This window comes from Peribacillus sp. NPDC101481 (assembly GCF_044767165.1).
Classification (GTDB): domain Bacteria; phylum Bacillota; class Bacilli; order Bacillales; family DSM-1321; genus Peribacillus.
The window spans coordinates 1,554,136-1,568,391 of record NZ_JBIWNJ010000001.1 but is presented as its reverse complement, the minus strand read 5'-3'; the positions used below and the strand labels follow the sequence as shown (position 1 = coordinate 1,568,391).

The window sequence follows — 14,256 nt, the reverse complement described above, 5'->3', positions numbered from 1 at the left end:
CTTACTGCCCCTTTCTGGTCTTATCATTAGCTGCCAAGGATCGTTTGCTCATGGAATTCCATGGCCTCATTATGAATGAATCCAGTAGTTTAGTGAATATTGGCGGGTTCATTCCGCCAATATATGAAATCCCGAATGAATCAAGCCTGGATAGTAAAGTGACAATGGAAAGGAAACCGATTATCGTGCCATAGATTCCATAAATACAGCTTAGTAACAGCACAAACATGCGCAGAATCGTTACGGCCCCTGTTAAAGACTGGTTTACAAGAGTATAAGATGCGACAGAGGTTACGGCAGTAACCACAAGCATGGTTTGTGAGGTCAGTCCGGCCCTTATCGCGGCATCACCGACAATGAGTCCGCCTACAACGGCAACTGTCTGCCCAACCGCTTTAGGTAACCTGACTCCGGATTCGCGGAATAATTCAAATAAAATGAGCATGAGAATGAATTCCATGGTGGCGGATAAGGGAAGTCCAAGCCTTGAAAGGGTGATGGTGGCCAATAACGGGAACGGCACCTGTTCAATGTTGAAAGCGGAAATGGATATCCAAAACCCCGGCAATAAAATGGTAATGCCAAGCCCCATAAAGCGAAGCAGTCGCTCAAGACTTACAAATAGATAAGGAAGATTCGAATCTTCTGCTGTTTTTATTTGCAATAATAATGTAGAAGGAGCCACGATTATTGTTGGCATTCCGTCCACGATTAGAATGAATCTTCCTTGATTGAGTGCTTCCACTCCAAAGTCGGGGCGACTTGTATAATGAGTGAGTGGAAATATACTAAATTTACTGTTAGTGATCAATTCCTCCAATTGTTGGCTGCTCACCAATATATCAATATCAATGGAGTTAATCTTGGACCTCACATTTTTGACCAGTTCTTTATCAATGATGTCATCCATGTACATTAGTGCGACTTTCGTTTGACTGCGCCTGCCGACAATAAAGTCTTCATAGGCGAGCGATTTTGTTTTTAGCCGCTTTCTGATTAAAGCGGTATTTATGGATAAATCCTCGACAAATCCATCTCTTGGTCCTCTTACAGAGACCTCGAAGGAAGACTCCTCAGGCTGCCTGTTCGGAACATTGGACAAATTTATTGAAAATAACTTTTGGTTTGATGGAATGAATAATAAGGCATTCCCGGAGAAAATCAGCTGCTGGACGCTATTGAATTCACTATCAATTGTCACTTTAGTCAAATCTATCAATGGTTTTAGCTTGTTGATTGCCTCTTCTTCATCGATTCTCTCATCCAATTCCATCATTTTGTTTAACTTTTCCAAAATCCCCTCGTTCAGTAAACTGATATCGGTCATACCCGAGCAATAAAAGATAAGGACAGGAATGGGCCTTTCGGTTTCTCCAATATAAATCGTGTCAAATATGATATCCGAGCTTGAACTGAATAACTCCCGAAATGTCTCCTCCTTTAATTCAGGCAGGGTTGGTTCATTTTTGGATCGTTTCATTCTCATGTCGTTTACCCTCCTTAGATCTAATGAACGTGCCGATAAACAAAAAGGCGGACAAAAGTAACAGGAAATAAAAAGCGCCAGGATAATAAAAAGTTTGGGTCACATGCAAAAACTTGAAATTACTGAATGGTACGATGGAGATGACGACCATGAGAAAGCCGACAGCGAAAAGAATTCCTACCTTCATTTTTTCAGTTTTCCTATTAAAGATTTCCGTTATTAAGAATAATGCCAGTGAAACACGGATATAGGCACCAGCAAGCCATTGATAAATGGAAAAGAAATCTGTATGTTCGATATATTTTCCAATAGTCAGCAGACGCCACTGTTCAAATGCAGGGTACCTCATGGCTTCGGCTAAGGTCGGTCCGAATTCGGCAATTGCAGCTGTTAATGGTCCTAGAAGTAAAAACACTAAACCGAGGCATATGAAAACCAATACTTTCCGACTGATTTTATCAGTAAGCTTTTCCTGGAAAAAAGCGATTAAAATCAGTTCGGCAAGACCATAACCAGAATATTTCATGGCTTTAACGCCATGAAAATAGCCATTCTCGAAAAGGGGAAGGAGGTGGCTATAGTCTTTTGTCGGTATATTTCCGGTCGCAACAAACATGCCAAGAATGACGACTATTGGCAATAATACAGAAGAGCAAATGGCGATGGAGCGCATACCTGAATGGGCAAGGAAGATGCAAAGCAGTGTAAACGGAATGATAATCGCTAAACTTGGGGTTTCAAAAAGAAAGCTTGTCGTAATCCAATCAATCGTTTCCTTTGTGGTGGCCAATACAAGACTGATCAGATAAATCACGATAAAGAATAAAACGATATTTTTAATAGGATTACCAAATCTATTTTCAAGCCAATTTGTAAGGGATTGATTATTCATATTCTTGATTATCCTCGATAATATGTAGACCCAAACCGGTATCAATCCAATAGTCAGGATAGAAAAAAACCAAGAATCCCTTCCGCCGGTGGATAGAAGGAAAGGGATCAAGATAACGTGATTTAGAAGGCCGATTGATAAAAAGAAGATGCTAAGAGTTTGTATCGATCTGATTTTCTTCAAGATGATCCTTTCCCCATTTCCATTGTTTAAAGATTGTATTAATGCAAATGCCATTCTTTTGTTATGGTTGCTAAATGTGGAAATAGTATACGTGATAATGATTGGATTAATATTCCTGATGATTAATGAAAGCATGTGCAGGCTTGCAAAACAAAGAATAGCAGGTAAAAAGGATTTGTCTCAATCAATAAAGAATATAGAATATATCTGGATGCTATTTTTATTGAACATCAAGGGGGGATGAAGATGGATTTAAGATACCCGGTTGGAAAGTTTCAGTTTGACGGGGAAATTACTAGTGATGTGGCCGAGGGGTGGATCAAGGAGATTGAAGCTTTGCCTCGGATGCTACGGGAAGCGGTATGTAACATGGATGATAAAAGGCTTGATACGGCTTATCGGCCTGGAGGATGGACGGTCCGCCAGGTGGTGCATCATGTTGCCGATAGTCATATGAATGCATATATTCGTTTCAAATTGGCCCTTACGGAAGAAAGTCCGGTCATTAAACCGTACGAAGAGGCGCAATGGGCTGAGCTGCCTGATTATGATTTGCCGATTGAAGTTTCTCTATCACTAATCGAAAGTGTACATATCCGGATGTGCAAACTTTTATCGTGTCTTCATGCAGACGACATGGGCCGAACATTCATCCATCCTGATTCAGGAGAGGTGACGGTCGGTGAAAATATAGGCATTTATGCATGGCACGGACGCCATCACCTGGCTCATATTACTTCTTTATCAAAGCGCCAGGGATGGTGAATATGACTGAGAAAGGTGTGATTACTGTGAATGGCGAAGTGAAAATCGAACAATTAACATCAATCGAAGAACATCTTAATGATCTTTCCGACCTTTTGGTGCAAGTGGTGGATGATGGCGCGTCCATCGGTTTTTTACCTCCCATGGAACGGTCTGAGGCGATTGATTATTGGAGTAGTGCCATAAATCCTGATGTGATTCTGTTAGTTGCTAAATTACAGGGTAAGATAGTCGGGAGTGTACAGTTACATTTATGTTCAAAGCGGAACGGCGGCCATCGAGCGGAAATCGCAAAATTAATGACGCATACTGGTTATAGACGAAATGGAATAGGACGTTCACTCATGCTAGAGGCTGAGAAGAGGGTCAAGCAGGAGGGACGGACATTATTGGTCCTGGATACAAGGGAAGGGGATCCTTCTAACTCCCTGTATACATCATTGGGATATATTCAGGCAGGCAGGATTCCTGATTATGCGAAATCTGCAAATGGTGAATTACATCCGACCATGTTTTATTATAAAAATAAAATCGGGTAACGAATTGTAAGGGGGGAATCCAATTGCAAGCTGTAATCGAAAAAGAAGGTAATGGGATTATCGCAAGATTTGATCGCCTGCTCAATCATTCGGTTGAAAAGGTATGGGGTGCTTTAACGGAGAATGATAAGGTGGAAAAGTGGATGTCCAACCTGGAAATGAAAGACCTTCGAAAAGACGGGACCATAAAATTCAATTTCAATGATGGGTCAGGGAAATCTTTTGATATGAAGGTCAGGGACTTCCAAGAATTTTCCGTTTTAGATTTTGACTGGGGGGACGGCTGGGTTCGTTTCGAGGTATCCCCTGAAAAGGATGGATGCTCATTAGTATTGAAAGAATCCATCACGCCAGTTAATGATCATACATCAAAAGATTTGGCAGGCTGGCATATATGCCTTGATATGTTTAGTGATTTACTTGATGGTCATCATCAGGACTTCCCGATGGATGAATGGGAAAAAAGGCATAAGGAATATACGGCCGCCGTCAAACGAATTGAAGGATGAATGGAATGTGTGACATGCAGGTGGATGCATAAGGAAGCGGAAAAGTGAATTTCGGCCAAAACCGAAGTGAGGCTTCTGCCATTAAGGCAGTTTTTTATTGATATTCCAGTTGGCTCCATGTTAAGATGACTTTAACTTTTAAGAAATGGAGGTTTTCCTTGTGACATTTATCAGACTGCGTTTCCAATCTTTGAACCGTTAATTGAATACGTTCAAAGGCTCTGCATGTCCGCAGGGTAAATGGGAATGGTCTGTCTATTTTTAAGGAAACCTTCATTTTACGCTTTAGTGAAAAAAAGAGACGATTTCAACCTCTTTTTTTTGTGTCCAGCTGATGCCGCGACAACCTTTGTGATCAAAGGGTTTCGCTATTCCAGTTGACTTTAAAATAGAAGAATTATTAAGGGGAGAAATACTTTACCTATCCAAGGAGGTCATTTTGGATACGTGTAAAGTGGTGAATTCTCCATTGTATTGACCAAACCGAAGGCCAGTAGGAGATTACTTTTTATCGTGAAAATAAACATCCTCTCAGTTTCTTTAGATAGGTTCTGATCCATTTACTCTAAACACAGGCAGATAGCCTGTGTTTTTTTTAGGGCATTAAGAAAAAAATATTGAAAATAGAATGAGGTGTTTAAGAGATGAAATCATTAAATGAACAAGTAAAGGACAATTGGAAAAAGAATATCACTCTTTTTCTAGGCAGTCAGACCATATCCCTCTTTGGTTCGTCCTTAGTTCAGTATGCCATCATGTGGTATATCACGTTGAATACACAGTCGGGTGTCATGATGACGATCTCCATCGTTTGTGGTTTCGTGCCTACCTTTATACTCTCCCCAATCGCGGGGGTATGGGCAGACCGCTATAATCGGAAGATGCTGATCATTCTTTCGGATTCATTGATTGCCATTTCAACGCTGATTTTGGCCATCTTGTTTTTAATCGGCTACGATGAGCTTTGGATGCTTTTCGTCATGTCCGCTGTCCGGGCGATAGGAACTGGAATCCAGACTCCTGCAGTCGGGGCCATTCTTCCGCAGCTTGTGCCAGAGGATAAACTTACGAAGGTGAATGGGACAAATGGAAGCATTCAAGCGCTGGTGATGCTAGTTTCCCCCATGGTGAGCGGCGCGCTGCTTACGATGGCTTCAATCGAAACCATTTTCTTCATTGATGTGATTACAGCTGCAATTGCCATCTTCACTTTGCTGGCATATTTGAAAATTCCAGCACATGCGAAGGCATTACAAAAGCAAACTACCAGCTATTTCACCGATTTGAAAGAAGGATTCAGTTATATCAGGAATCACGACTTTCTTAAGAAGTTCTTTATATTTTTCGGATTTTTCTTCGTGCTTGCCGCACCTGTAGCATTTCTTACACCGCTTCAGGTCACACGCTCTTTCGGGAATGATGTTTGGCGGTTGACTGCGATAGAGATCACTTTTGCCATCGGAATGATGCTAGGCGGGATTTTCATGGCTTCGTGGGGAGGCTTTAAAAACAAGATCCATACGATGACACTTGCGAGCCTGATAATTGGCGCCTGTACTTTCGCTCTTGGAATCATCCCCGTTTTCTGGATTTACTTGATCATCATGGGGGTAGTCGGATTGGCGATGCCCATCTTTAATACGCCGTCCATGGTCTTGTTACAGGAGAAGGTAGAGGGTGATCTTCTTGGAAGGGTATTTGGTGTTTTAGGGATGATCTCGACATCGATGATGCCCCTGGGAATGCTAGTATTCGGACCGATATCCGACATCATTAAAATTGAGTGGCTGCTTATAGGAACTGGTTTATTGCTGTTCATTCAAGGTTTTTTCCTGCTGGGCAGCAAAGTGTTGATCGAAGCCGGAAAACCAATCTCGAAAGATGCCCCCGAGTAATGGTACACGGGACATCATGTGAGCTGAAGGACTGGAGCCAGAAGGGTATTGGATATTAGGGCAGCACTCCAGTTTTTTATTCTTATTACACCATGAAAGTCATCATTAGATTGGCTAAGGAGGAAAAGATGGATTTTTTGGGAAAGTTATTTAATTGGATTTTAGTTATCGGAATGATCCTACTTATAGGACGACTGCTTACGATGGCGTTTTTATTTCTGGAAATTCCATTTACGACCTTTTTTAAGGACTACAGTCTCATTTCGATCATCATTTTAATAATAGGTGCAATTGGTCAGCAATTCACCAAACCGGGTAAAAGGTAAATTGGTTTGAGTTATCATCTTTCCTTTTCATGGGAAATGATCAGCTTCGAATCCAACAGATCGACATATTCTATTGTCGGTCTAAAGTTTTTCTGGAAAAACGGAAGGTATGAGACTCCGCGCAAAGCGAGTGCCTGGAGTGGAAAGTGAGTTCACTAAGTTCCTGACGAATTGAAAGCCAATTCCGTTGAATATGCAAAACAGCATGTCGTTGCGCATGATGATATCATTACAGGTGATGGTCCGGATGGTGCAAAAGAATTCGGAGAGAGCCTAGCTGCAGCATTACGCTAAATCTCGTTTTCTGCTAACCTTGTTATTACCCATTTGAAACCCTTGGATTCTATGTAATCCAAGGGTTTTTTGAATTTGAAAACGCAATAAGTTCTTTATACCTACATATTTATCCTTAATTGGCAATTGACAAGGTTTGATTAGGTATATAGTATGTTTGTGTGGAAAAATAAAGTAAGTGATCGTAAATAAGGAAGGATCCATTTTGAGCATAGATTGAATCTTTGTTTTCACACAGGTAAGCGAAGCATTTTTGCAGGTCAAATAAAAAGGGGAAATTATTAATGAGAAGTTCATCGATTGAAAAGAAAGAAAAAGTGAAGAGGAGGATATCGGTCCGGATAAAATGGTTATTATTTATATGCACATCCGTTTTTCTAGCTATTGTCGTATCCGTTTCGATAATGGGGGTAAAAGTGACCTCCATTTTTAAAGAAGATAGTATATCCATCAACAAAAGCTCGGCCCAAAATGCGGCGGCACAAATCAATTTGAGCATGGCCACGTATGAGAATTCGCTAGAGCAGTTATCACAGCTAGTTTCCAATCAGATCAAGAATGGTGATTCAATCAAGGATATCCAAAAAACGATAGAGGCATTTCAAAAGAACAATGAAGATTTAATTTCTGTTTATTATATGGATGGATCGGATGGTTCCTTGTATGCTTCGCCCCAAATGGATTTCAATCAGGATGCAAGGGAGACCAAGACATATACGCAGCTGACCGAAAGGCTAGAAACGAAATGGATGGATGTGTATAAGGATGGAGTTTCAGGGATGATCATGACTTCCGTTGTAACGCCCGTTTTATCGGACGGGAAAATGGCAGGAGCCCTGGGCTATGACATCGACCTTTCGACAATCGGGAAAATGAGGACAACCATCGAAAAAGAGTCCACTAGCAATCTGGTTATATTGGATTCACAAGGTTTTATTGTGAGTTCATTCATGCAGGGGATGGACGGGAAGAATATGAATCCTGAAAAAAGCGGGATGGAAGTAGGTGTGGAGGATTTCATGGCGGATACTGACCGATTCAATTCAGAGTTCAAGTGGGTGGCCGACATGTATAATGGCAACGTCAAGGCGAATCAGGCCTTGACGTTGGAAGGTGAAGATTATACAGGTGAATTGAGTACGGTCCCTGAAGTGAACTGGAAGGTTTTGGCGCTCAATCCAGATAAAATACTGCAATCAAAGCTGGATGACATTAATAGAATCGTAGTGATATCAGGTATTTTAGGTCTTCTATTCGGGACGGCATGTGCTCTTTATCTAGCAGGAAAGTTAACGAAGATCATAGCCGACTTCCAAAAAATCATAGAAAAGACAGCTAATGGGGATTTAGTGTCCGAATTTGCCATTAAATCCAATGATGAGATTGGGGACTTAAGCAAAAGCTATAACTCGATGTTGGGGAAATTAAGAGGATTGGTTGCCAAGGTAAACGGCAATGCGGAATCGGTGACAAAGGCCAATGCCGGCTTAAGCCAAATAGCTGCTGAGAATAGTGCGGCCATTACAGATGTTTCACGCGCGATAGAAGAGATTGCAGCGGGAGCATCGAATCAATCTGAACAAGTGGAGCATGGTGCGGGCACGATCCAGGTTCTTAGTGGCGAAATCGATGGGTTATCAAAAAAATCGAGGGAGACCCAAACCGTATTGGAGCTTGCATCTGAAAAAATAGAGTCAGGGAAACAACAGGTAAGTGGCTTGGAAACGTCGTACCATAAATTAGAAATGGCTTTTGCTGCAGTCAACAGCATGAGCTTAAGACTTGTGGAAAAATCAAAAACCATTTCCGATGTCACGAATGCCATCTCGAAAATATCGGAACAAACCAATTTGTTATCTTTGAATGCATCCATAGAAGCGGCAAGGGCAGGTGAGTCCGGCAAAGGGTTTGCCGTCGTGGCGAATGAAGTAAGGAGCTTGGCTGATGATTCAAAAGAAGCTACAAAAAACATTCAAGCCATCATCCAAAGCATTCTATCAGATACAGAGGAATTGCTGAGGACGACCAATGAAACGAATCAAATCAGCAAGGATCAGAAAAATGCCGTGATCACGGTAAGTGAAGCCATGAAAGAGCTGGAGGATTCCGTTGAGGAGATTTCTAATTCGATCCAGGAAGAAACACGATCCATTGAAAGCATCAATCAACAGAAAGAAACGGTTATTAAAGTAATAGAAGAAATCACCGCCGTATCTCAGCAAACGACAGCTTCATCAGAGGAAATTGCATCATCGATGGAGGAACAAGCAGCTTCATCCAATGAACTAGCTCAATATACACAGCAGCTATCACAGTTAATAAATGATTTGGAGCATACGCTCGGGGAATTTCAGATAAAGGATTAGAGGAACGGACAACATAAGTGTTTCGAAAAGGGGAGGCCACTAAGTGGTCTCCCCTTTGTTGTATTGCCATTGACCCTGATTTCTGTGAACTGGGCATCTCTCTTTAGTGGACAAAATCACTAGAAGTACAAAAGTACAATTTAGAAGGACTGGTCAAGTATCCATGCTTTTTTTACAAAGGGGAATAATATATAGGAATCGGACAAGTAGGGTCCAATGGCTCAAGGCCCAAAAAGGGGAGAACAACATGCATTTCGAAATAGGAATGACTATTTTTGTGTTCGTCATGACAATGATAGTTATATTGTGGAGGCCAGGAGGTATCAATGAAGCATGGCCAGCTTCAATCGGTGCAGTGATAATTTTACTGAATGGCACAGTATCCCAAGGCGATATTTTGGATATCATCAATAAAATCGGGGGCGCATCGATCACCATCATGGCAACGATTGTCATGGCAGTCATCTTGGAAAGTTTCGGATTTTTTCACTGGGCGGCTGCGAGACTTGCGATCCTTGCCAAAGGATCGGGGTATCGTCTGTATTGGTACATTCAATTATTGTGCTTTTTAATGACCTTGTTATTCAATAACGACGGCAGCATCATGATTACGACCCCCATCTTGATCTTGCTTTTGAAAAATCTCAGATTAAAGCCGCATGAAGCCATCCCGTATCTTTTGAGTGGAGCATTGATTGCAACAGCTTCAAGTGCGCCTATTGGTGTGAGTAATATTGTTAATTTAATCGCTTTGAAAATTGTGCACATGACGCTTTATATGCATACTGCCATGATGTTTGTACCTGCAACTTTGGGGTTGGTCTTCATGTCATGGTTGATGTTCGTAGTGGTCAAGAAAAAATTGCCCAAGAAACTGCCAAAAATTTCTTATGACATTGAGGAAAGTTTCTTCACTAAGAATTTCCACCCCCTAAAGGGGAAAGTGACTGTTGAAACAAAAAGGCAACGCACAAAATTCATGTTGAAAGTATTGCTCTATGTGTTCGTGGTGCGCTGTTTACTCTTTGTAGCTTCTTATTTTTCCATTCCAATCGAGTGGGTTGCTGTACTTGGCTCTTTATCTTTACTGATCTGGAGGTGGTACCATTTACGGACAAACCCTGTCGATATCTTAAAAAAGACCCCATGGCACATCCTGATATTCGCATTCTCCATGTATGTGATCATTTATGGTCTACATAATGTAGGCCTTACAGACATGCTCGTACAGATATGCGAACCGATTGTAAATCAAGGGTTACTGAGTGCGAGCTTTGTCATGGGAGGATTGGTTTCGATTCTATCAAACATCTTCAATAATCATCCAGCATTAATGATAGGTACCATTACCTTAACCGAAATGGGACTGGATCCGATCACATTAAAAACTATCTATCTAGCTAATATAATCGGTAGTGACATGGGATCATTGTTATTGCCCATCGGTACTCTTGCCTCACTTATCTGGATGCACATCCTGAAACAAAACAAAGTGAAAATTAAGTGGAAAGATTATTTAAGTGTAACCCTGATAGTCATACCAATAACGACAGTGGTGACACTGCTCTTATTATTTTATTGGGTGCAAATGATTTTTAGCTGAATAACCCCCTAGGAGGAGATAGTAATGAGTGATGCGTTTGCATTACTGGGTAAACAGATTGATGTCCAAATCTCAGGAAAAAAAACTTTCAAAGGAATTCTAACTGATCTGAGCACGGATATTCTAGTGTTGTTTAATGGACAGCAGTTTTTGTATTTTCCTATGCTGCACGTCCATAAATTCAATCTGAGTACAGAGATTGATAACGAGATCAAAAATCCTATGGAGTCCCCCATAATGGAAGACATGGCGTCGATTTCCTATCGTAAAACACTAATGAACGCAAAAGGGGTTTTTTCAGAAATCCATGTTGCTGGACACATTCCTTTACACGGCTATATAACCAATGTTTTCAATGATTACTTTGCATTCTACTCGCCTGTATATAAAATGATGTATGTCTCGCTGCATCACCTTAAATGGCTTACCCCGTACAATCAAAGTGCCACACCCTATACACTCAGTAAAGAGAGTTTTCCCGTCAACCCTTCAGATGTGCCAATGCTGCGTTCTTTGGAAGACCAATTAAAGAAAAATGCAGGAAAGCTAGTAGTATTTGATGGGGGAGAGGACCCGATGAAAATCGGTATGCTTAAAAAGGCGGAAAACAACTTGGTTGAATTAACGACAGCCAGTGGAGAACATGTGTTTTTGAAGCTTTCACATATTAAAACGGTGTACATGCCATAGATTCTTAGAAACGAGGGGAAGGCCATTAAGCTTTCCCCTTTTTTCTTCTGCTAGATGATGGGTGATGATATCAATGGATTCGGGTTCCTGATCCTTTTTTAGAGTTGCCAAGCTATATGTGTAGTTCATCACGTTACAGCAAGGTCTGTTTATGCCAAACCTCAAATGCGTTGCCCCTCCTAAACTATGTTGCATATCTTCACTCCTATATCGTTAGTACGACTTTATCATCACTGGCCTCAGCTAACTTTACCCATTCTGTCCAAAAAAATAAAATCTTCTAGTAATTTTCCGATTCCAACCATGAACATTTCTCCATGACCTGGGTAGCTATAGGGAAAGTCACACTGTGACGGTAAAAGAGCATAATATAGGAATAATGGTTTGTTTTTAAAGTGGTTTTATTGAATCGGATTGATGATAATTTGTGAAAATAGGCTAAATGTTTTATTCTGTTCGCCGATAATATGGAAGTGTTGAGAGTTAAGGCTCATTTTTTTGGGTGGATGATAGGATAAAAGATTCGTGTGATGGAGTTTACTTGAACATCGTATATTTAAAAATATTTCAGCTATAAAGGAAGGTTAAAATGTTTAACGGAAAATTAAGCGGTATGATACTTACATTGGTATTCATGATCAATTTCACTTTTTTACCTGGCTTAATGGTCGAGGCAGCAGAGCCTGTGCATACTGTAACCTCTGGCGAAACGGTTGAATCGATTGCCAAGACATATGAGATATCGGCTGAACAATTAATGAAAACGAATGGTTTACCGGATGATAAGTTATTTGTGGGCCAAAGGTTGACAATCATTCACACGGCGTATACTCCTTCCATCTTTCAATGGTCGGAGAGAGGAAAAAAAATTGCAAACTATGCGAAATCCTTTATAGGGTTTAAAAAGACAGCTGGAGAGGAGACGCCTGAAAAAGGATTTGATTCGAGCGGATTGATTCATTGGGTGCTTTCCCGGCAAAATGTGCCGGTCGACCGTTTGACAGTAGATGGTTTTTATAAGCAAGGGATGGATACAGCCACTCCGAAAACGGGGGATATTATATTCTTTCTGGAAAAAGACAGCTTAAAAGTCGTGACTGCGGGTATTTATGTCGGCAAAAACCATTTTATCAATTCTGGATATGGTGCGGAAACGGTGCAGGTGAGATCCACTACAGAAGATTACTTTGCAAAATACCAAGTGGCGTACAAAACATATACGCCTAAAGGAGAGCATATCGTCCAAACGGGAGAAACGCTTAAAAGTATATCGGAGAATTATAGCATTTCCATGAGGACGATCAAAAGTCGCAACGCTTTAAGTACGGATGAATTGATGCAAGGGCAGTATCTTCAACTATACAGCAACCCGTTGTATCCGTTTTATGTAAACCAGGAGGCTGCATATGATAAAGCATATGATGTCATCAAGTATGCATACACTCTACGCGGATTCAACTATGTTTTCGGTGGGGAAGATCCGATGATCGGAATGGATTGCAGCGGATTCATTTATTGGGTCATGAAGGAACAGGGCCTTTCAGTAAAACGGGGTTCTGCAGCGGATTACTTCTCATTACTGTCCAAAATCGAAAATCCAAAGGCAGGGGATTTAGTGTTTTTTAGGGACACAGGAACAAGGCTGGGTGTGACCCACGTAGGTATTTATCTAGGTGATGGCCGTTTTCTCCATACAACGGAAAACACGGGCGTTCATATCTCCAATCTTTCGTCAGTTTATTTTGCCGAGAAATTCGAAAGCTTCGGCCAAGTTGAAAGCCTTATGGACTAAGAAGATCATTCAATCTGTTTATATTCAAGAGTCGCTTTTTCAATGGCAGTAACGAACCGTTTAAAAAGATCACAGTGATTGACCCTGTTTTTACTGGTAAAGTCATCACCTTTGAAAAAGCTTTTTCTAAGCTTAGTGGAAAGTTCCAATTGCACGCCTGCACCCGTTTTGGATATGTTGGTGATGTTGTTTCCTTTCATCCCTGAAAGGTGCTGCGGTGCATGAGCAGTTTGGAATCCAGCTTTGTTGAGGCATTGCTGTATCAGGTTCTTAAAGGGTTCGTTCCTTCCGCCAAAGTAAATCAGCGCATTATGTACGTCGTAGTGGCCATGGATGGAAAGGGTGGTTTGTGCGTTCGCTGCCATTGAAACGCCGATCGGTTCATTGAACAAGCGGGATGTTATATGGAGGACCTGGTTGCCCCTTGGTTTAAGACCTTCGAATAGATAGGTGCTTGCACAAAGTCTCTCTCCAAGTGCGGCTGCAATCTCGCTAGTTCCTGGTTCGATATTCCCGCCATGTATGGCTAGAACTGCAATATCAGGATTCCTGTGATGAACGATGATACGGTAATCGAGGTCTTCTTGTTCATTTTGCTCTAGTTCAATAAAATCAGTATAGTTATTTTCCTTCATGGTTATCCTCCGTATATCTTTCACTCGTTGACGGCAAAAATAAAAAAAGCGGGGATGCCCCGGCTTTTTTCATTTTTCGACAGTCGTATATTGTTCTATCTTTTTTTTCTCGTCGGGTGTTAAAGTTTCTGTTCGTTTAAACGTATTCATGGTCACAAGCAGGGCCGCTATTATAAAAACGGGTATGACCCAGCTTGTTATTTTTTTTACGATATTCATATTCTACGTCCCCTTATTCATCGCTAAAATTCATATGATATTTAGAAAAGGAGGAGCTGGAT

General features: G+C 41.1%; 14 protein-coding genes and 1 pseudogene. 10 read left to right on the top strand and 5 right to left on the bottom strand.

Annotation, left to right across the window (positions count from 1 at the left end):
- Nucleotide 1 precedes the first annotated feature (1 nt).
- Together ACIROD_RS07550 and ACIROD_RS07545 are read right to left on the bottom strand one after the other, a co-directional pair.
- On the bottom strand, nucleotides 2-1,486 hold the full coding sequence (locus ACIROD_RS07550) for a spore germination protein (RefSeq protein WP_402939185.1): 1,485 nt from the start codon (nucleotides 1,484-1,486) through the stop codon (nucleotides 2-4).
- A complete protein-coding gene (locus ACIROD_RS07545) occupies nucleotides 1,461-2,561 on the bottom strand; it encodes an endospore germination permease (RefSeq protein WP_402939182.1) in 1,101 nt (366 codons plus the stop codon). Before ACIROD_RS07545 ends, ACIROD_RS07550 begins: the two co-directional genes overlap by 26 nt.
- 246 nt (nucleotides 2,562-2,807) lie before the next feature.
- On the opposite strand from ACIROD_RS07545, the gene ACIROD_RS07540 reads away from it, so the two are divergent.
- The 9 genes and pseudogenes from ACIROD_RS07540 (at nucleotide 2,808) to ACIROD_RS07500 (ending at nucleotide 11,548) form a co-directional block, all read left to right on the top strand.
- Nucleotides 2,808-3,326, top strand: coding sequence for a YfiT family bacillithiol transferase (locus ACIROD_RS07540; protein WP_397315314.1), 519 nt, complete (start codon nucleotides 2,808-2,810; stop codon nucleotides 3,324-3,326).
- A 2-nt stretch (nucleotides 3,327-3,328) separates the two neighbouring features.
- Nucleotides 3,329-3,865: a GNAT family N-acetyltransferase gene (locus ACIROD_RS07535; protein WP_402939178.1), complete on the top strand. Its 537-nt coding sequence runs from the start codon at nucleotides 3,329-3,331 to the stop codon at nucleotides 3,863-3,865.
- 23 nt (nucleotides 3,866-3,888) lie between these two features.
- Entirely contained in the window at nucleotides 3,889-4,374 is a 486-nt protein-coding gene (locus tag ACIROD_RS07530; protein ID WP_402939175.1) for an SRPBCC family protein, read from the top strand.
- Nucleotides 4,375-5,018: 644 nt separating this feature from the next.
- On the top strand, nucleotides 5,019-6,269 hold the full coding sequence (locus ACIROD_RS07525; RefSeq protein ID WP_402939172.1) for an MFS transporter: 1,251 nt from the start codon (nucleotides 5,019-5,021) through the stop codon (nucleotides 6,267-6,269).
- A gap of 128 nt (nucleotides 6,270-6,397) precedes the next feature.
- Complete coding sequence (locus ACIROD_RS07520; RefSeq protein ID WP_402939169.1) at nucleotides 6,398-6,595, top strand: hypothetical protein; 198 nt, start codon at nucleotides 6,398-6,400, stop codon at nucleotides 6,593-6,595.
- 165 nt (nucleotides 6,596-6,760) lie between these two features.
- Nucleotides 6,761-6,889: pseudogene (locus tag ACIROD_RS07515) on the top strand (DJ-1/PfpI family protein); the annotation flags it as partial.
- 284 nt (nucleotides 6,890-7,173) lie between these two features.
- Nucleotides 7,174-9,255: a methyl-accepting chemotaxis protein gene (locus ACIROD_RS07510; RefSeq protein WP_402939166.1), complete on the top strand. Its 2,082-nt coding sequence runs from the start codon at nucleotides 7,174-7,176 to the stop codon at nucleotides 9,253-9,255.
- A 247-nt stretch (nucleotides 9,256-9,502) separates the two neighbouring features.
- Nucleotides 9,503-10,858 (top strand): arsenic transporter, encoded by a 1,356-nt coding sequence (locus ACIROD_RS07505; protein ID WP_402939163.1) that lies wholly within the window; start codon nucleotides 9,503-9,505, stop codon nucleotides 10,856-10,858.
- 24 nt (nucleotides 10,859-10,882) lie between these two features.
- Nucleotides 10,883-11,548: a DUF2642 domain-containing protein gene (locus ACIROD_RS07500; RefSeq protein WP_101223063.1), complete on the top strand. Its 666-nt coding sequence runs from the start codon at nucleotides 10,883-10,885 to the stop codon at nucleotides 11,546-11,548.
- Here the strand turns inward: ACIROD_RS07500 and ACIROD_RS07495 are convergent.
- Nucleotides 11,519-11,743 carry a hypothetical protein gene (locus ACIROD_RS07495; RefSeq protein WP_402939160.1) on the bottom strand — a complete coding sequence of 75 codons (225 nt, stop codon included), beginning with the start codon at nucleotides 11,741-11,743 and terminating at the stop codon, nucleotides 11,519-11,521. The two genes, ACIROD_RS07500 and ACIROD_RS07495, sit on opposite strands and share 30 nt — an antisense overlap.
- Nucleotides 11,744-12,137: 394 nt before the next feature.
- Here ACIROD_RS07495 and ACIROD_RS07490 point away from each other — a divergent pair, with 394 nt between their 5' ends.
- Nucleotides 12,138-13,340, top strand: a complete 1,203-nt coding sequence (locus tag ACIROD_RS07490; RefSeq protein WP_402939157.1) for a C40 family peptidase — start codon at nucleotides 12,138-12,140, stop codon at nucleotides 13,338-13,340.
- Nucleotides 13,341-13,345: 5 nt separating this feature from the next.
- Here the strand turns inward: ACIROD_RS07490 and ACIROD_RS07485 are convergent, their stop codons facing one another.
- Together ACIROD_RS07485 and ACIROD_RS07480 are read right to left on the bottom strand one after the other, a co-directional pair.
- The gene (locus ACIROD_RS07485) at nucleotides 13,346-13,975 is read right to left on the bottom strand and encodes a poly-gamma-glutamate hydrolase family protein (RefSeq protein ID WP_101223061.1); all 630 of its coding nucleotides are present in this window, start codon (nucleotides 13,973-13,975) and stop codon (nucleotides 13,346-13,348) included.
- A gap of 69 nt (nucleotides 13,976-14,044) precedes the next feature.
- Nucleotides 14,045-14,194: a CapE family protein gene (locus ACIROD_RS07480; protein WP_402939153.1), complete on the bottom strand. Its 150-nt coding sequence runs from the start codon at nucleotides 14,192-14,194 to the stop codon at nucleotides 14,045-14,047.
- Nucleotides 14,195-14,256: the final 62 nt, after the last annotated feature.